Origin of the sequence: Acuticoccus sp. (assembly GCF_965213555.1) — a bacterium.
Lineage (GTDB): Bacteria > Pseudomonadota > Alphaproteobacteria > Rhizobiales > Amorphaceae > Acuticoccus.
The window spans coordinates 1,473,662-1,489,814 of record NZ_OZ243890.1 but is presented as its reverse complement, the minus strand read 5'-3'; the positions used below and the strand labels follow the sequence as shown (position 1 = coordinate 1,489,814).

Genomic DNA, 16,153 nt, shown 5'->3' with positions numbered 1-16,153 from the left:
ACACGCCCGGGCGGTTAGCTCAGCGGGAGAGCGCTGCCTTGACACGGCAGAGGTCACTGGTTCAATCCCAGTACCGCCCACCATCCATGTTTGACATGTAGGATGCTTCCGCCGTCGGCCGACCCGCCGCTGCTGAGCACGCGCGGAGCAACGTCCGGCGGAGGTCAGCTTTTGCCGGCAGAGACGGGGAGCGGCGAAAGGCCGGCTCGCTCGCCCTTGGCAGCGATGGCCTCGGCGATCTCGGCTGGCAGCGGGATACCGGAGGCAAGGCGCACCCGCTCCGTCTGTGCCTCGCGCTCGCCCGGCACCAGGATCGCATCGAAACCCTCGGCGCGAGGCTGCGCCTTCACCGCAAGGACGAACTCGTCCATGCGCTCGCGGAAGCGCTCCAGCGGCATGAAGAGGTCGGGCCGGAAACAGACGAAGAGGTGCCCGACATCCTGCGGCCGGTCGAACGAGGTATGCGGGTTGCCGACGTTGCCGGCAAACGCCGCGCCCGACAGGACGCCGCCGAAGATGTCCATCAGCATTGCCAGCGCCGAGCCCTTCACGCCGCCGAAGGGCAGCATCGTGCCGCCGTCGATGAGGGCCTGCGGGTCGGTGGTCGGCCGCCCGGCGCCGTCGAGCGCCAGTCCCGGCGGGATCGCCCGCCCGGTCTTCGCGGCGACGTAGACGTTGCCGCGGGCGAGCACGCTCATCGCCATGTCGAGGACGTAGGGCGGCTGCCGGCCGGCAGGGACGGCGACCGCGAACGGGCTCGTTCCAAGGAACGGCGCCCGCCCGCCCCACGGCGGCAGCGCCGGCGAGGCGTTGGTGAACGCCATCCCGACGAGCCCCGCCTCGAGTGCCTGCAGCACGTAGTACGCGGCCATGCCGTAGTGGTTGGAGTGGCGGATCGAGACGAGCGCGACGCCGCCCTCGCCCGCGATCGCGATGGCCTCGCCCATGGCACGCGTGCCGACCACCGCGCCCATGCCGTTGTCGCCGTCGACGTGGGCGGCGGCGTGCCCGACCCGCTCGACCGCGATCCGCGGCTGCGGATTGTTGAGGCCGGCCCGCAGCCGCTCGAGGTAGGTTGCGACCCGGAACACGCCGTGCGTGTCCACCCCGCGCAGGTTCGCCCGCACCAGGCAGTCGGCCACCGTGGCAGCGTCGCCCTCGGGCAGGCCAGCGTGGACGAACAGCGCCGTAACGTGTCGCAGCAGATCGTCCGCTGCGACTATAACCGCCGGTCGTTCGCGACCTTCATCACCGCCGCGGGGGAGGTTCGCGTCCGTCGAAGTCGCCGGAGTGTTCGTCAACTGCGCCACACTGCATCCCTCATTGCATACCATACCGTACAGTCCTACGCTCCGAGACAAACGAGAAACTCGGGAGGATCCAACATGACCATCAGAACATTGCTGGCCGCCGGGGCCGTCGCTGCGATGGTTGCGGCCGCACCCGCTGGGCTTTCGGCCCAGGAGGTCGACTTCTCGGGCGACCGCATCGAGTGGATCGTGCCCTTCGGCGAGGGCGGCGGCACCGACACGATGGCGCGGTTCCTGTCGCCCATCTTCGCCAAGCACCTGCCCGGCGAGCCGACCATCATCGTGCGCAACGTGCCAGGCGGCGGGTCGACGCTGGGGGCCAACCAGTTCGCAAACCGTGCCGAGCCGGATGGCCGGACCGTGCTGCAGACGGGCGGCTCGACCGTGATGCCCTACCTCCTCGGCGACCCGCGGGTGGAGTACGACTATCGCGACTTCGAGCCGGTGATGGCGACCGCGAGCGGCGCCGTCGTCTACATCCAGCCCGACCTCGGCGTGTCCGACACGTCCGAGATCCAGGACCTCAAGGGCCAGACGCTGCGCTTCGGCAGCCAAGGTGCCTCGTCGCTGGACCTCCTCGCGCTGTGGGCGTTCCGCATGCTCGACCTCGACGTCCAGCCGGTGTTCGGGATGGAGGGCTCTGGCCCGAAGCGCCTCGCCTTCGAGCGCGGCGAGAGCCAGATCGACATGCAGACCTCGGCCGGATACATCGACCACGTCCAGCCGCGCGAGGAAGCCGGCGAGGTCGTGCCGCTGTGGGCCTGGGGCGTCGTCAACGACGAGGGCGAACTCGAGCGCGACCCGTCCTTCCCGCAGATCCCCCACTTCGGCGAGGCCTACGAGGCGCTGCACGGCGAGCCCCCGTCGGGCGAGGACTTCGAGGTCATGAAGGCGCTGATCGAGGCCGGCTACGGCACGGAGAAGTTCATCTTTCTGCCCGGTGGAACGCCGGACGAGATCGTGCAGGCGTGGCGAGATGCGGCCGCCAAGGTCGTCGAGGATCCCGCCTACCTCGAGGGACGCGAGAGCATCCTCGGCAAGAACCCGCACGTCGTCGCACCGCGGGTGGAGCGTGCGCTCGAGCGGGCGACGAGCCTCGATGACGACACGCGACGGGAGATCGTGGACTGGCTCGCCGAGGAGTACGACTACCGGCTCTGACGGAGGAACGACCCGAGGGAGGCTGAGCGCCCGGGTCACGCATCCATGGACATCATCCAGGGCGCCTTCGGCACGCTGCTGTCGGGCTCGCACCCCGTCTACCTGATCTTCGGCGTGCTCTTGGGTCTGGCGGTCGGCGTCTTCCCCGGGCTCGGCGGGGCGGCCGGCATCTCGCTGGTCATCCCGTTCGTCTACGGCATGGATCCGACGTCGGCGCTGGCGCTGATGATCGGCCTCCTCGCGGTGGTCTCCACCGGCGACACGTTCACCTCGGTGCTGATGGGCATCCCCGGGTCGGCGGCCGCCCAGGCGACCGTCATGGACGGGTTTCCCCTCGCCCGCCAGGGACAGGCGGCGCGGGCGCTCAGCGCCGCGTTCCTGTCGTCCATGATCGGCGGCGTGTTCGGAGCCCTGCTCCTCACGCTCTTCATCCAGGTCGCGCGGCCGCTGGTGCTCGCGTTCGGCTCGGCGGAACTCCTGATGCTGTCGATCCTCGGGCTCAGCGTCGTCGGCGCGCTCTCCGGGCGCAGCATCGAGAAGGGGTTGATCGCGGCGGGCCTCGGCCTCCTCCTAGGCGCGGTCGGCGGTGCACCCGCGACCGGCGAAATCCGCATGACCGGGGGCTCGGTCTACCTCTCGGACGGGCTGTCGCTGGTCGTGCTCGGCCTCGGCCTGTTCGCCGTCCCCGAGATCATCGACCTGTTGTCGCGCGGCAAGGCGATCGCCGAGCACACGCGCCTCGGCAGCGGCTGGGGCCAAGGCCTGCGCGACGTTGTCAGCAACCGCTGGCTGGTGCTGCGCTGCTCAGCGCTCGGCTCGTTGCTCGGCGCGATCCCTGGCATCGGCGGCACCGTCATCGACTGGATCGCCTACGCCCACGTGGTCCAGGTTACGAAGGACCGCAGCGGGTTCGGCAAGGGCGAGATCCGTGGCGTCATCGCACCCGAGTCGGCGAACAACGCCAAGGAAGGCGGCGCCCTGGTTCCCACCCTGATCTTCGGCATCCCGGGTTCCGGCGCGACCGCCATCTTCCTCGGCGCGCTGATCCTCATCGGCGTCCAGCCCGGCGTCACCATGATCCGCAGCGACCTCGAGACGGTCTACGTGATCATCTGGTCGCTGGCGCTCGCCAACATCATCGGCGCGGGGCTGTGCGTGGTGCTTGCGCGGCCGGTGGCGCGGCTGACGGAGATCCCGTTCTCCTACCTCGCGCCCTTCATCCTTTCGATGATCTGCTTCGCCGCGTTCCAGGCGACACGCTCGTTCGGCGACCTCGTGCTGCTCGCGGTCATGGGGCTGCTCGGCATCGTCATGAAGCGGCTCGGCTGGCCGCGCCCGGCGCTCCTCATCGGCTTCGTGTTGTCGGCGGGGGTGGAGCGGTACCTCTACCAGTCCATGCAGTTCTATGGCTGGAGCTGGTTCGAGCGGCCCATCGTGCTGGTGCTCGGGCTCATGTCCCTTGCGTCCATCATCCTCGGAGTGCGCATCGCACGCAGCGTCTCCACCGAGGGGGAGACCGCGCCGAACCGAGGGGCAGAGCTGGGGTTCCTGGCGGTCGTCCTCGTCGGTCTCGTCGCTGCGGGGATGGATAGCATCGACCGCGCCTTCCTCGGTCGCATCTTTCCGCTGGGCGTCGTCGCCGCGACCGGCGCCCTCTGGCTGATCTTCGTGGCGCGGACGCGGCCGTGGCGGCCGTCTCCGGCCGGGGATGAGGACGCGACCGCCGCCGAACAACGCCAGTATCCGCTGACATTGCTCTTCGCCGGCTTCGCGGCCTTCATCGCGGCGATCTTCGTCGTCGGGTTTCTGCCAGCCATGGTCCTCCTGTTCGCTGTGGTGCTCTACGGCATGATCCGAGCGCGGATCGTCGTGGTGGCGGGACTGACGGCGTTCGCGGTGATCGGCATGATGCTCGTCGCCGAGGCACTGAACCTGCGCCTGCCGGAGGGCCTCGTGATGGATCTTCTGACATGAGCAGCGAGTCCCCGCGCCGACCCCGGGAGCTGACGAGCGGGAGCGCCGTCCTCGCGCCCTTCCGCCGCATGACCACGCTCGCGGCCCTCGCCTCCTCGCGCGGCGGAACCCGTCTCATCTACCCGCTCTCGTTCGTGCTCGGGCTCCTCGTCTGGGAAGTCGTCGCGAGCCTGCTGCCGCGCGTCGTCTTCGCCGCGCCGAGCCGCGTCTTCTGGGCGATGGTCGATGGCTTCGCCAGCGGCGCCATCCCCCTCGGCTTCCTCAACTCGCTGCAGCACATGGTGGCGGGCCTAGCGCTCGCCATTGCCGTCGCGATGCCGCTCGGGTTCCTGCTCGGACGCAACCGCACCGCGGCGACCATGTTCGACCCCGTCGTAAACGCGTTCTTCGCGATCCCCTCGGTCGCCTTCGTGCCGTTCATCATGATCTGGTTCGGCCTGTTCTACGAGGCTCGGGTCGCCCTGGTGTTCTTCATGTGCGTGTTCGACGTCCTCATCACCGTGTCGGCGGGCGCGCGCAACATCGACCCCGCCGTGCTCAACGTGGCCCGCTCGTTCCAGGTCACCGGCCTCGCGCGCCTTCGCAAGGTGTTGTTGCCGGCGAGCCTTCCCTTCGTGTTCACCGCCCTGCGCATCGGCGTGGTGCGCGCCGTCAACGCGATGATCACGGCCGAGCTGTTCTTCGCGGCCGTCAACCTCGGTGCCATCATGCAGACGGCGTCGAGCCGGTTCGATGCGCCGACGATGCTCGGCGTCGTCTTCCTCGTCAGCCTGTTCGGGCTCGCCCTGCAGGAGGTGGTGAAGCGGGCGGAGGTGCGGCTTCTTCCCTGGAGCGTGAGGGACGCCTGATGGATCGCCTGCGTGACCTTGCCCTCAAGCTCAGCGGGATCGCGATCGTCGTCGTCGCTTGGGAGATCGTGGGGCGCTCGCTCGGCGAGTTCCTGCTCGCGGCGCCGAGCATCGTCCTGCCGCTGCTCATCGACATGATCGCCCGTGGCGACATCTTGGTCGAGCTCGCCGGCTCGCTGCGGCAGATGCTGATCGGCTTCGGCCTCGCGTGCCTCGTCGGCATGCCGCTCGGCACGCTGATGGGTCGCGTCGCGTGGATCGACGCCTTCGTCCACCCGTGGGTGGGAATGATCGTCGTCACCTCCATCGCCGCGCTGGTGCCGATCTTCATGCTGCTGTTCGGCACCGGGCTCGCGATGCGGATCGCCATCGTGTTCGTCGGCTCGGTGGGCTACATCGTCATGACCGCCTACCACGGCGCCCGCGGCATCGACGTGCGCTACGTCAATGCCGCACGGTCCTTCTCGGTCGGCGGCATCGCGCTCTACCGCAAGGTGCTGCTGCCAGCGCTCTTCCCCTACCTCATCACCGGGGCGCGGCTCGGTCTCGTGCACGCGATCCGCGCGATGGTGGTGGCCGAGATGTTCGTCATCACCGGGTACGGCGGGCTCATCTTCCAGACGGGGCTCGACCTCTCGGTCGCGCCCCTGCTCGCCTACCTCATCTTGCTGATGGTCGTGAGCCTCGCCGGCAACGCACTGCTTGCAGGTGCAGGCGAGCGGATCGCCCCTTGGTACACCGCGCGGCAGGGGATGCGCGGAGGCCAACCATGACAGACAAAACGGAGGGAACGACATGACGCACAGAACCAGCCTGAGGGTCGCCGGCGCGGTCGCCGGCGCCGCACTCCTTGCGACGGGTGGGCTCGCGCACGCCCAGGATGAGCGCACGCTCGACGTCGACATCGTCGCCAACTCGCTCGGGATCCACATCCCCTACATGGCAGCCCTGAACGAGGTCCTGCCGGAGATGGAGGGCTACGGCGCGCCCAACGTCGAGCGCAACAGCAAGCTGGAGGTCATCACACAATCGGTCCTCACCGGCTCGTCGGAGTTCGGTGCGGGTGACGCGATCAGCACGCTGCGCGCCGTAGAAGCAGGCGCCGACCTCAAGATCATCGGCAACGCGTTCACCAACACGAGCCTCGTGTTCGTGGCGAACGCCGAGACGATCAAGGAGATGAAGGACCTCGAGAAGGACGGCGTGACGGTCGCCGTCAACTCGCCGGGTGACTTCACCCACGTGATGCTCATCAAGCCGCTGCAGGACGCCGGCGTGGACATCGACGAGGTGAACGTCATCACCATGGGGGGCTCGGGCACGCGACTGCGCGCGCTGCTGGCCGGCCGCGTCGACGCCGTGCCGATCCACTTCGACCAGGCGCAGCAGCTGCCGCAGGATCAGTACACGGTGCTCATCGAGCCGTGGGGCGTCTACGACAACTTCCTCGGCGAGGTGTGGATGGCGAGCGGGGAGTGGCTCGAGGACGAGGCCAACCAGCGCGCTGCCGTCGACCTCCTGAAGGCCAACATCAAGGCCTTCCGGCGCGCCCAGGAGGACCCCGAGTGGTACGCCGCAGCGTTCCGCGAGTACGGCACTCAGGACACCATGGCGACGGCCAGCGAGGAGGAGATCGAGGCGATCCGCATGCAGCTTGCCAACGAAGTGAATGCTTGGCCGCGCGACATGAACCATCGCGTGGCGGTCTACGAGGAGCTGATGCCGATCTACAAGGCGGCCGGCGCGGTCGAAGGGACGGTCGACCTCGACACCGTCATCGACACAAGCTTCGTCGAACAGGCGTTGAAGGAACTGGAGGCTGAATGAGCCCTCCAAAGCTCGAGGTCCGCAACGTCTCCAAGAGCTACGGCCGGGGCGGCGGCGATGCGATCCGCGTCGTCGACGGCCTCGACCTTGCGGTGCCGGACCTCGAGTTCCTCGCCATCCTGGGGCCTAGCGGCTGTGGCAAGTCCACGCTGCTCCGCCTCATCGACGGGCTCGTGCCGCCCGACAGCGGCGCGATCCTCCTGGACGGCCGCGACGTGACGGGAACCGTGGGCGGCGAGGGCCGCGGCATGGTGTTCCAGAGCTTCGACCTGTTTCCCTGGCGCACCACGCTCGGCAACGTCGAGTTCGGCCTCGAGGCGCAGTCCGTCTCGCGGGCCGAGCGGCGCGACATCGCGCAACACTACATCGACATGGTCGGCCTCGGCGGGTTCGAGGCGGCCTACCCGCACGAGCTGAGCGGCGGCATGCAGCAGCGCGTCGGCCTCGCCCGTGCGCTCGCCATCAAGCCGAACATCCTCCTGATGGACGAGCCGTTCGGCGCGCTCGATGTTCAGACGCGCGACATCCTCCAGGATGAGCTGCTGCGCATCTGGAACCAGGAGCGCAAGACGGTGCTCTTCGTAACCCACTCCATCGAGGAGGCGCTCTACCTGGCCGACCGGGTGGCGGTCATCACCCCGCGCCCGGCGCGGGTGGACCGCCTGATCCCGGTCCCCTTCGGCCGCCCCCGCGGCGAGGACGTGAAGGCGGACCCTGCCTTCGTCGACCTCCGACAGACCATCTGGCACACCTTGAAGGCGGGCGTGCGGGTCTAATTCCGTTCTTCGGCGCCTTAGAGCGGTTTGGGGTTAGGTGGAACCACCAAACCCTAAAAAGACCGCCTTTAATCAAGGAGCTAGAGCATCTTATCTGGGTCTGAGAAGACCCAGGATGCTCTAGAGGTGGCGCATGTTCAGGCGGCGGAGGATGTCCGCAAGCTCGCGGCCGCTGCGTAGGCGCTGGTTCCAGTGGATCTCCCTCGCGGCCACAGCGTCGCCCGCCGCGATCGCCTCCACCAGCCGACGATGGTTCTGGGTGGAGGTCGTCGGCGCCGGTCGCAGGCGCAGCGTCACCGCGCGCGCCCGGCTCGTCTGCTCGGCGAACTGGCGCACGGTGGCAACGAGCTGGCGGTTGCCGGAGACTTCCGCCAGCGCCGTGTGGAAGACGGCGTCCGCCTCGGCCCAGAGGTCGAGGTCCCCTTCTTCGAGCGCGGCGGCGAGTCCATCGGCGGCGGCACCGAGCCGCGCCATCTCGCTCGCCGTCGGCCCGCGCTCGATGATGAGCTCGATCGCCACCGCCTCGAGCCCGGCAAGGATCTGGTAGATGTCCAGCATCCCCTGCGCCGACATGCCGAGCACCCGGAACCCATAGCGCGGCACGAGCTCAACGAGCCGTTCCTTCTCGAGCCGGATCAACGCGTCGCGGATCGGCGTGCGGCTCATTCCGAGCTCGGCGGAGACCTCCTGCACCGGGACGGTGGCGCTGGGGGCATAGAAGTTGTCCACGATCCGCCGCTTCAGGACCGCGTAGGCGTGACTGGCGTTCGAAGTCGGCGCTTCGTCCGGCGATGGGGGGGCGGGCGTAAGCAGCGCATCGGCGCCGTCGCGTCGGATCGTGGTCACGTGCCCAGCACCGCCCCAGGCATTCCTACTCACCGGCCTGCAGGTTGGCCGCCACCGCCTCGGCGAAGCGGCGGGTCGAGCCGTTCCCGCCGAGGTCGCCTGTACGGCTGTCGGCGACGCCGAGCGCCGCGTCGACCCCGCCTTCGATGGCGCTCGCCGCCGCACCGAAGGCGGGGCTCTGATGCGTCGTCCCCAGCCACCGCAGGAGGAGCGCCGCCGACATGATGAGCCCGCTCGGATTGGCGATGCCCTGGCCCGCGATGTCGGGCGCCGAGCCGTGGCCCGCGTTCGCCGCCGCGTGCCGGTCTCCGACGTTGAGCGCCGCGGCGAGCCCGAGCCCGCCCGACAGCGCCGCGGCGAGGTTGGAGAGGATGTCGCCGAACATGTTGGTGGTGAGGATCACGTCGAACCGCTCGGGCCGCAGGTAGATGTCCGCCGCCATCGCGTCGACGTCGATCTCGTTGAGCTCGATGCCCGGGAAGTCGGCGGCCGCGGCCTCGACCTCGCGCATGAACAGTCCGTCCGTCACCTGAAGCACGTGCCGCTTGCCGACCATGGTGACGTGGCCGTTGCGCTCGCGCGCCACCTCGCAGGCCGCGCGGCCGATCCGCCGCGATGCCTTGGCGGTGATCTTGCGCAGCGACAGCGCGACATCCTCCGTCGGCATGAACTCACCGTAGCCCATGAACAGGCTGCGGTCGGCGTAGAAGCCCTCGGTGTTCTCGCGCACGATCACTGCGTCGAGGCCGGGACGGGCGTTCGGCACGCCGGGCCGGGAGCGGGCCGGCCGGATGTTGGCGTAAAGGTCCAGCTCCTTGCGGATGGTGCCGGGGATGTTGATGCCGCCCTCCTCGCGCGGGGGATAGAGCGTCATCCCGCCCGGGCCGAGGACGATGCCGTCCGCCGCCCGCGCCGCCTGCAGCACGCCGTCCGGCAGCGTCGTCCCGTTCTTGCGATGCGAGGCCATGCCGACCTCGTGGACGTCGACGTCGAGTCCGAGCCCGAACGCCCGGTCGGCCGCCTCGAGCACCACCAGAGTGGCGTCCGTGATCTCGGGCCCGATGTCGTCACCGGGAAGGACCGCGAGCTTCATCTTCTGTCCACAGGGTTGCGGCGGCCATGCGGCGGCCATGGCTGCATTGTGCATACGTTGTTGCATACTGCGCAGCCATCCGCCAAACCTTGGCGTTGCGCGGCAAGACCGACGGCGGCGCCAGGGGCCGGAGCGGAGCGCATGTTCGTCTACGTGGGGTGCCGTACCACCCGGGAGCGCGGGGCGCAGGGCCGCGGCATCGAGGTGTTCGCCGAGGACGACGGCGGCCGGTGGCGGCACGTTGAGACCGTCGGCGATCTCGTCAACCCGTCCTTCCTGACGCTCGACCGGACGGGGCGCACCCTTTACGCCGTCCACGGCGACCGGAGCGAGGCGAGCGCCTTCGCACGCGACCCGAAGACGGGCCGGCTGTCGTTCCTCGGTCGAGGGTCGACCGGAGGACGCAATCCGGTGCACCTCGCGCTCGACCCCACCGGCCGCTGGCTCATCACGGTGAACTACGCGACCGGCACCGTGGCGAGCCTTCCCGTGGATGACGGTGGGGCCCTCGGCCCGCCCGCGCACCTCCTCGACGTTCCCGGAGAGATCGGACCGCATCGCGTGGAGCAGGCGGGGGCGCACCCCCATCATTGCCCCTTCGACCCTGGTGGACGCTTCATCGTGGTGCCGGACAAGGGTCTCGACCGGGTGTTCGTGCTCGGGCTCGACGTCGCGACGGGGACGCTCGCCCTCGCCGATCCCGGCTGGGTGGCGACGCGCGAGGCTGCCGGGCCGCGCCACGTCGCCTTCCATCCCGGCCGTCCGTTCGCCTTCGTCGCCAACGAGCTCGACTCCACCGTGACCACCTACGGCTTCGACGCCGAAAGAGGAACGCTGACGCCGCTGTTCGTGGTGCCGACGCTGCCGCGTGAGTTCACCGCGAACAACCGCGTGGCGGGCATCGTGACCGGCGCCGACGGCTCCACGATCTACGTGTCCAACCGAGGCCACGACAGCGTGGCGGTGCTGGCGTGCGACCCGGACTCGGGCGCGCTGTCGCCGCGCAGCTGGCGCCCGTCGGGCGGCACGACGCCACGCTTCATCACCCTCGATCCGCGCGGGACGACGCTGCACGTGGCGAACGAGACGAGCCACACCGTCGTCTCGTTTCCCGTCGATCCGCGCGACGGATCGCTTGGGGAGCCCTCCCGCGCCGTGGAGACCGGCAGCCCGACCTGCATCGTCTTCGCATCACCGTCGGCATCGTAGGAGAGGCTCGCCGAGCTCCATCCCCGTCGGCGGCGGTACCGCGACCACGCCCGTCGGCGCAGAGGGGGTGCTTGCCCCGAACGGTCCTCGACGACGCCGTGTTGTCAGAAGTCGCTTGAAATGACGTGGCTGGGCGCGACGCAGGTCGCCTGCAAGCCGCCATCGACGACGAGCTCGGTCGCCGTGATGTACTTTGCCTCGTCCGAGGCGAGGAAGGCGACGGCGTGCGCGACGTCCCAGCCATCGCCCATGTGCCCCATCGGCACCTGCGCGTGGCGCGCGGCGATCAGCCTGTCGGCATCTCCGCCGCCGCGCTGGCCAGCGAGGCGGACGGTCACGAGGGGTGTGTTCATCAGCCCCGGCACGACCGTATTCACCCGGACGTGCTGGCGCGCGTACTTGACGGCGGTGACCTGCCCCATCTTGATCAGCCCGGCCTTGGCGGCTGCATAGGCGACGCAGTCCGGGCCGAAGAAGCGCAGCGCCGCGATGGACGCAAGGTTGACGATGGCACCGCCGCCCTGCTCAACCATGATCGGCACGACGCGCTTCATCGTCTCGAACACGTAGTTGATGTTGTGGTCGAACTGCGCATCCCAAGCTTCGGACGGCAGACCGACGACGTCGCCAGGGACCGAGCCGCCGACATTGTTGACGAGGATGTCGATCCGGCCGAAGGCCTGTCGGCAGGCTTCGATGGCTGTGTCGAGATCGGCAGTGCTGGTGATGTCGCAAGGAGCGCTCTCCATGCGCCCGTGCTCGGCCACCATCTTCACGGTGCGGGCGAGCGCGGCCGTGTCGCGGTCGGTGCCGAAGACCCGCGCGCCCTCACGCAGCATCACGGCCGCGGTGGCGCGGCCATTGCCCCAGCCGTCGCCGACCGATCCCGCGCCGAAGATCAACGCCGTCTTGCCCTGCAGCCTTGCCATGCATCCTCCCGCTTGCACTCCAATACTATCCGGCGAGCGATGCCGGGCCAATGGAAGGGCGCATCGCAGGCGATGGCCTCGGCGCGCGCGCTTCGGGCCAGCGCATCGCCTCGGCGTTGGGACGGACGGGCGGGTCGGGCCATCGCGGCGCATGGTCGCGGTCGGCCGTTCTTGAGCACACGAGGTTCAACCTTGCGCGTTTGCAGGGGGAGCGCCGCTTGCGCCGAATGAACACCGTCCGCCGCGCGCCCGCGTCGCTGGCGGACGAACTCTCGGAGGAAGCTCTTGCGCGTGCTCGTCACCGGAGGCGCCGGCTACGTCGGCTCCCACGCGGTCCTTTCCCTCCTTGGCGCGGGCCACGCCGTCGCGTTGGTCGACAACTACGCCAACGCCTCGCGAGACGTGGTCGAGCGGCTGCGCATGCTTGGCGAAAGACCGTTCGCGGCCTACGAGGCCGACATCCGCGACGCCCGCGCCCTCGACGCCGTCCTCCACGAGGTGCGGCCCCAGTGCGTCGTCCACTTCGCTGGGCTGAAGGCGGTGGTCGACAGCCAGGCCGATCCGCTCGCGTACTACGACACCAACCTTCATGGGACCATCGAGCTGCTGCGCGCCATGAACCGGCACGGCTGCCGGCGCATGGTGTTTTCCTCCTCCGCGGTGGTCTATGGGCCGGCGCGGTACCTGCCGGTGGACGAGGCGCACCCCGTCGCCCCGTCGAACCCCTACGGGCGGACCAAGCTGTTCAACGAGGCCCTCATCGAGGACTGGGTGGCGGCGACCGCCGGTGCGGCGGCGGTCCTCCTGCGCTACTTCAACCCCGTCGGCGCACATCCGTCGGGGCTCATCGGCGAGGAGCCATGCGGCGTGCCTTCGAACCTCATGCCGGTCCTCCTTGAGGTGGCGAGCGGCCAGCGCGCCGAGCTGACGGTCTACGGCCACGACTGGCCGACCCGCGATGGGACCGGGCTGCGCGACTTCATCCACGTCACGGACCTTGCCGAGGCCCATGCGGCGGCGCTGGAGTTCGTCGGAGGAGAGCGCGACGCCCACGTGTTCAACGTCGGGACAGGACGCGGCGCGACGGTGCTCGAGCTCGTGCACGCCTTTCGGACGGCCACGGGCATCGACATCGCGGTCCGCGAGGAGGCGCGCAGGGCCAACGACATCGGGGCCTCGGTGGCCGACCCGTCGAAGGCGGAGCGTGCCCTCGGATGGTCGGCGCTGCGCGACCTCGACGACATGTGCCGCAGCGCTTGGCGCTGGCAGCTCAACCGGGCGGCGGTGAGGCATGGCATGGTGCCAAGGCTCGAGCCGCACGCCGCCTCGTTGGCGCGCTGAGTTTCGGACCGGGCAGCACGTTGGACGAGGCCGACGGTTCCATCGGCGCGACCTTGGCGCGGCCGTCGATGGGGTGCGCCAGCGTGGCGCGGTCGCGCTCCGGGCCGAGCGGGCCGCTTCGTCGGGGCCTAGCTCCTCCCTGGCGAGGTCGTGGGCGACGAGTACGGGGATGCGTATCAACTCTCCGTTGACTGGGTTAACCGTGTAGAGGTCGCCACCCATGCCGTCCACCTCGCCCACGACTGCTCGGTGCGCGTCTCGCGAACGCGTCCGGTGCGCCGCTCATCCAAGCGAAAGTGGCGTCGCTATGATACATTCCTTGGACGAGGTGCCTTTAGTTCAGTGCATGGAATGTGATCTGCCGGCACGACCGATCGTGTGCCCGATGGATGCGGATCGTGCCAAAGATGCGCTGGCTGGGATCGAACACATCAGACGATTAAGCGACGTTGCTGGAGAAGGACGTATCGATCGGGCGATCCAGCACATTCTGAGCAAGCACGTCATTGAACTTTGCACTGATCGAGTGACGATAATTCTAAAGGGTCAACATGTAGAACTCATTCAGGGACCGTCATAACGGACTTCAAATGGTATGAATTTCAGGTTCAGGTAGGTCTGTGTTTTAGCGATGTCTCGCCGAGCGTCAAAGACTTTGAACGTAAGATCCCAAGGGCTGATACCATACTCGATCGCGGTGAGAGTGATAGGGTTCGGATGCTTCCCCGCCACAACCTCATCAGTTACCGGTCTGACGCGATGCCATGGAACGCGCCGCTCCTAGACCATTGGACTCATCTAGAAGATAGATTCGTCGGAAAGCACGACTCGCTGATTAAGTTGTCGCAGGCTTGTTCGAGGGCCACATGTTCCATCATCGTGAGCTCGTGCAGTCGCTTCTGGTCGAATGCTAGACTTTCTTCATCTGATTGACGCTTATGTCGAAATCGTCCTTCGGAAGGACGACACGACAGATGACTAACAGTATGACTTATCGTCTTCATGTGTGAGTGCGTTAGGAAAGCGAGGCGACGTCCGCTTGACAGGCTACACAGCGGTCCGCTCTAGACCGGACGCTCGCTCAGCGGGCGAGCTCGTCGGCCAGCCGGGCGATGGTCCGCTGGTACACGTCGGCGCGGTTCCACTGCGCGATGATTCGGTAGTTCGCCGTCCCTGGGCTCCAAGCCGCACCGCGGCGCCAGCCCTGACGGGAGAACCAGTTCGCCGTCGAGGCGAGGACGTCCGGCACCGAGCGCATCAGGTCGCGTCGACCGTCCCCGTCGAAGTCCACCGCGTAGTTCAGGTAGCGCTCGGCGAGGAACTGCGTCTGACCGATCTCGCCGGCCCACGCGCCCACCATCGCCTCCGGCCGCATGTCGCCTCGGTCGACGATCTTGAGCGCGGCGAGGAGCTCGCCCGTGAAGAACTCCGAGCGACGGCAGTCGTAGGCGAGGGTCGCCAGAGAGCGCATGATCGGCAGCGAGCCGACGTCGCGGCCGAAGCCGGTCTCGAGCGCCCACACCGCGACGAGGATGGGCCCGGGCACGCCGTAGCGCGCCTCGATGCGCTCGATCATCGCGCGTTGGTCGGCAAGGTAGCGTCGTCCGCGCTCGATCATGCGGCGGTCGACGCGGCGGCGCCAGAACTCGTCGAAGGAGAGGCGGAAGGACTTCTGGTTCCTGTCGAAGCCGATCACCCGCTTCGAGTACGACACGTCGCCGAGGGCGCGCTCGACGGTCCGCGCGCTCACCCCCTCGCGCATGGCTCGGTCCTTGAAGTCGGCGAGCCAGGCGGCGAACCCGGCCGGGCCGTCGCCGCACGGAGCCGCCGCAGCCGGTCCCAACGCGAGGCCGAGGACCATCAGGAGGAAGCGGAAGCGGATCATCAGGACGCCACCTTGACCTGTGCGATGCCTTGGGGATCACGCTCGGGGCGCACCGCGGAGGCCCCATGCGACCCTACCAGATCCTCGACGTCTTCACCCATCGTCCGCTTGCCGGCAACCCGCTCGCCGTGGTGTTCGAGGCGGACGAGCTCGACGCTGCCGCGATGCAAGCGATTGCCGGCGAGTTCAACCTGTCGGAGACGGTGTTCGTCAAGCGGCCGGCGGACGCGGACAACACCGCAGCGGCGCGCATCTTCACGCCGAAGGCCGAGATGCCCTTCGCGGGCCATCCGACGCTGGGGACCGCCGTGGCGCTCGCGCGGCTGCGCGGACTGGCGAACGTGCGGCTGGAGCTGAAGGCGGGGCTGGCGGTGTGCGAGGTCGCGCCCGGCCCGCTGGGGCTCGCCACGGTCACGGCGCCGCGGGTGCCGACGCTCGAGGACACGCCGTTGGACCTTGCGGCGGTTGCGTCCGCCCTGTCGCTCGAGCCGGATGACCTCGCGACGGACTGGCACGCGCCGGTGGTTGGGACGAGCGGCCCGCGCTTCACCCTGGTGCCCCTTGCCTCCCTCGACGCGCTCGCTCGAGCTGCCGCCGCCATGGGGCACTGGGACGCCTTCCCCGCCGGCGCGGACGGCGTGTTCCTGGCGGTGCGGACCGGGCCGAACACCCTGCGAGCCCGCATGTTCGCGCCGACCCATGGCGTCGCCGAGGATCCAGCGACGGGCTCGGCCGCGGTTGGCCTCGCGGCGCTCATCGCCAGGACCGACCGGCTCGGCGAGGGGCGCACCGAGTTCGCCATCACGCAGGGCGTCGAGATGGGCCGCCCCTCCGGGATCGGCCTCGCGCTGACGCTGGCAGGAGGCTCGTTGACCGCCGTCGACCTCAGCGGGACCGCCGTGCTGGTCGCCGAGGGGCGGCTCCTCGTCTGAGGCGCGGACCGGAAGCGCTGCT

14 protein-coding genes and 1 tRNA gene are annotated in these 16,153 nt (G+C 68.9%); 10 read left to right on the top strand and 5 right to left on the bottom strand.

Going from position 1 to position 16,153, the window contains the following annotated elements; all coding sequences use genetic code 11:
* Positions 1-8 precede the first annotated feature (8 nt).
* Positions 9-83, top strand: a tRNA-Val gene (locus tag ACOOE8_RS07210).
* 81 nt (positions 84-164) lie between these two features.
* Here the strand turns inward: ACOOE8_RS07210 and ACOOE8_RS07205 are convergent.
* Positions 165-1,310: an Ldh family oxidoreductase gene (locus ACOOE8_RS07205; protein WP_420394152.1), complete on the bottom strand. Its 1,146-nt coding sequence runs from the start codon at positions 1,308-1,310 to the stop codon at positions 165-167.
* A 75-nt stretch (positions 1,311-1,385) separates the two neighbouring features.
* Here ACOOE8_RS07205 and ACOOE8_RS07200 point away from each other — a divergent pair, with 75 nt between their 5' ends.
* Genes ACOOE8_RS07200 through ACOOE8_RS07175 form a run of 6 tightly spaced genes read left to right on the top strand, consistent with a single transcriptional unit; the run spans position 1,386 to position 7,896 of the window.
* Positions 1,386-2,471, top strand: a complete 1,086-nt coding sequence (locus ACOOE8_RS07200; protein ID WP_420394151.1) for a Bug family tripartite tricarboxylate transporter substrate binding protein — start codon at positions 1,386-1,388, stop codon at positions 2,469-2,471.
* A gap of 45 nt (positions 2,472-2,516) precedes the next feature.
* Positions 2,517-4,445 (top strand): tripartite tricarboxylate transporter permease, encoded by a 1,929-nt coding sequence (locus ACOOE8_RS07195; protein WP_420394150.1) that lies wholly within the window; start codon positions 2,517-2,519, stop codon positions 4,443-4,445.
* Positions 4,442-5,293, top strand: coding sequence for an ABC transporter permease (locus ACOOE8_RS07190; RefSeq protein WP_420394149.1), 852 nt, complete (start codon positions 4,442-4,444; stop codon positions 5,291-5,293). The genes ACOOE8_RS07195 and ACOOE8_RS07190 overlap by 4 nt, the downstream gene beginning before the upstream one ends.
* Entirely contained in the window at positions 5,293-6,066 is a 774-nt protein-coding gene (locus ACOOE8_RS07185; RefSeq protein WP_420394148.1) for an ABC transporter permease, read from the top strand. The genes ACOOE8_RS07190 and ACOOE8_RS07185 overlap by 1 nt, the downstream gene beginning before the upstream one ends.
* 22 nt (positions 6,067-6,088) lie before the next feature.
* The gene (locus tag ACOOE8_RS07180) at positions 6,089-7,120 is read left to right on the top strand and encodes an ABC transporter substrate-binding protein (protein WP_420394147.1); all 1,032 of its coding nucleotides are present in this window, start codon (positions 6,089-6,091) and stop codon (positions 7,118-7,120) included.
* Positions 7,117-7,896 (top strand): ABC transporter ATP-binding protein, encoded by a 780-nt coding sequence (locus tag ACOOE8_RS07175; protein ID WP_420394146.1) that lies wholly within the window; start codon positions 7,117-7,119, stop codon positions 7,894-7,896. The genes ACOOE8_RS07180 and ACOOE8_RS07175 overlap by 4 nt, the downstream gene beginning before the upstream one ends.
* Positions 7,897-8,016: 120 nt before the next feature.
* On the opposite strand, the gene ACOOE8_RS07170 is transcribed toward ACOOE8_RS07175, so the two are convergent.
* The gene (locus ACOOE8_RS07170; protein WP_420394145.1) at positions 8,017-8,742 is read right to left on the bottom strand and encodes a GntR family transcriptional regulator; all 726 of its coding nucleotides are present in this window, start codon (positions 8,740-8,742) and stop codon (positions 8,017-8,019) included.
* A gap of 25 nt (positions 8,743-8,767) precedes the next feature.
* The gene (locus tag ACOOE8_RS07165) at positions 8,768-9,835 is read right to left on the bottom strand and encodes an isocitrate/isopropylmalate dehydrogenase family protein (protein ID WP_420394144.1); all 1,068 of its coding nucleotides are present in this window, start codon (positions 9,833-9,835) and stop codon (positions 8,768-8,770) included.
* Positions 9,836-9,976: 141 nt separating this feature from the next.
* On the opposite strand from ACOOE8_RS07165, the gene ACOOE8_RS07160 reads away from it, so the two are divergent.
* Positions 9,977-11,044: a lactonase family protein gene (locus tag ACOOE8_RS07160; protein WP_420394143.1), complete on the top strand. Its 1,068-nt coding sequence runs from the start codon at positions 9,977-9,979 to the stop codon at positions 11,042-11,044.
* Between the two features lie 104 nt (positions 11,045-11,148).
* On the opposite strand, the gene ACOOE8_RS07155 is transcribed toward ACOOE8_RS07160, so the two are convergent.
* The gene (locus ACOOE8_RS07155) at positions 11,149-11,973 is read right to left on the bottom strand and encodes an SDR family NAD(P)-dependent oxidoreductase (protein WP_420394652.1); all 825 of its coding nucleotides are present in this window, start codon (positions 11,971-11,973) and stop codon (positions 11,149-11,151) included.
* Positions 11,974-12,264: 291 nt separating this feature from the next.
* Between ACOOE8_RS07155 and galE the strand changes: the two genes are divergently transcribed.
* Complete coding sequence (galE, locus tag ACOOE8_RS07150; protein ID WP_420394651.1) at positions 12,265-13,314, top strand: UDP-glucose 4-epimerase GalE; 1,050 nt, start codon at positions 12,265-12,267, stop codon at positions 13,312-13,314.
* A gap of 1,081 nt (positions 13,315-14,395) precedes the next feature.
* Here galE and ACOOE8_RS07145 read toward each other — a convergent pair.
* Complete coding sequence (locus ACOOE8_RS07145) at positions 14,396-15,199, bottom strand: lytic murein transglycosylase (RefSeq protein ID WP_420394142.1); 804 nt, start codon at positions 15,197-15,199, stop codon at positions 14,396-14,398.
* Positions 15,200-15,264: 65 nt separating this feature from the next.
* On the opposite strand from ACOOE8_RS07145, the gene ACOOE8_RS07140 reads away from it, so the two are divergent.
* Positions 15,265-16,131 carry a PhzF family phenazine biosynthesis protein gene (locus ACOOE8_RS07140; protein WP_420394141.1) on the top strand — a complete coding sequence of 289 codons (867 nt, stop codon included), beginning with the start codon at positions 15,265-15,267 and terminating at the stop codon, positions 16,129-16,131.
* Positions 16,132-16,153: the final 22 nt, after the last annotated feature.

Excerpts from the sequence above, each read along its gene's own strand:
- ACOOE8_RS07185 (WP_420394148.1), top strand. The coding sequence starts at position 5,293 with ATGGATCGCCTGCGTGACCTTGCCCTCAAGCTCAGCGGGATCGCGATC.
- ACOOE8_RS07160 (WP_420394143.1), top strand. The coding sequence starts at position 9,977 with ATGTTCGTCTACGTGGGGTGCCGTACCACCCGGGAGCGCGGGGCGCAG.
- ACOOE8_RS07200 (WP_420394151.1), top strand. The coding sequence starts at position 1,386 with ATGACCATCAGAACATTGCTGGCCGCCGGGGCCGTCGCTGCGATGGTT.
- ACOOE8_RS07180 (WP_420394147.1), top strand. The coding sequence starts at position 6,089 with ATGACGCACAGAACCAGCCTGAGGGTCGCCGGCGCGGTCGCCGGCGCC.
- ACOOE8_RS07195 (WP_420394150.1), top strand. The coding sequence starts at position 2,517 with ATGGACATCATCCAGGGCGCCTTCGGCACGCTGCTGTCGGGCTCGCAC.
- ACOOE8_RS07165 (WP_420394144.1), bottom strand. The coding sequence starts at position 9,835 with ATGAAGCTCGCGGTCCTTCCCGGTGACGACATCGGGCCCGAGATCACG.
- ACOOE8_RS07145 (WP_420394142.1), bottom strand. The coding sequence starts at position 15,199 with ATGATCCGCTTCCGCTTCCTCCTGATGGTCCTCGGCCTCGCGTTGGGA.
- ACOOE8_RS07175 (WP_420394146.1), top strand. The coding sequence starts at position 7,117 with ATGAGCCCTCCAAAGCTCGAGGTCCGCAACGTCTCCAAGAGCTACGGC.
- ACOOE8_RS07155 (WP_420394652.1), bottom strand. The coding sequence starts at position 11,973 with ATGGCAAGGCTGCAGGGCAAGACGGCGTTGATCTTCGGCGCGGGATCG.
- ACOOE8_RS07140 (WP_420394141.1), top strand. The coding sequence starts at position 15,265 with ATGCGACCCTACCAGATCCTCGACGTCTTCACCCATCGTCCGCTTGCC.
- ACOOE8_RS07190 (WP_420394149.1), top strand. The coding sequence starts at position 4,442 with ATGAGCAGCGAGTCCCCGCGCCGACCCCGGGAGCTGACGAGCGGGAGC.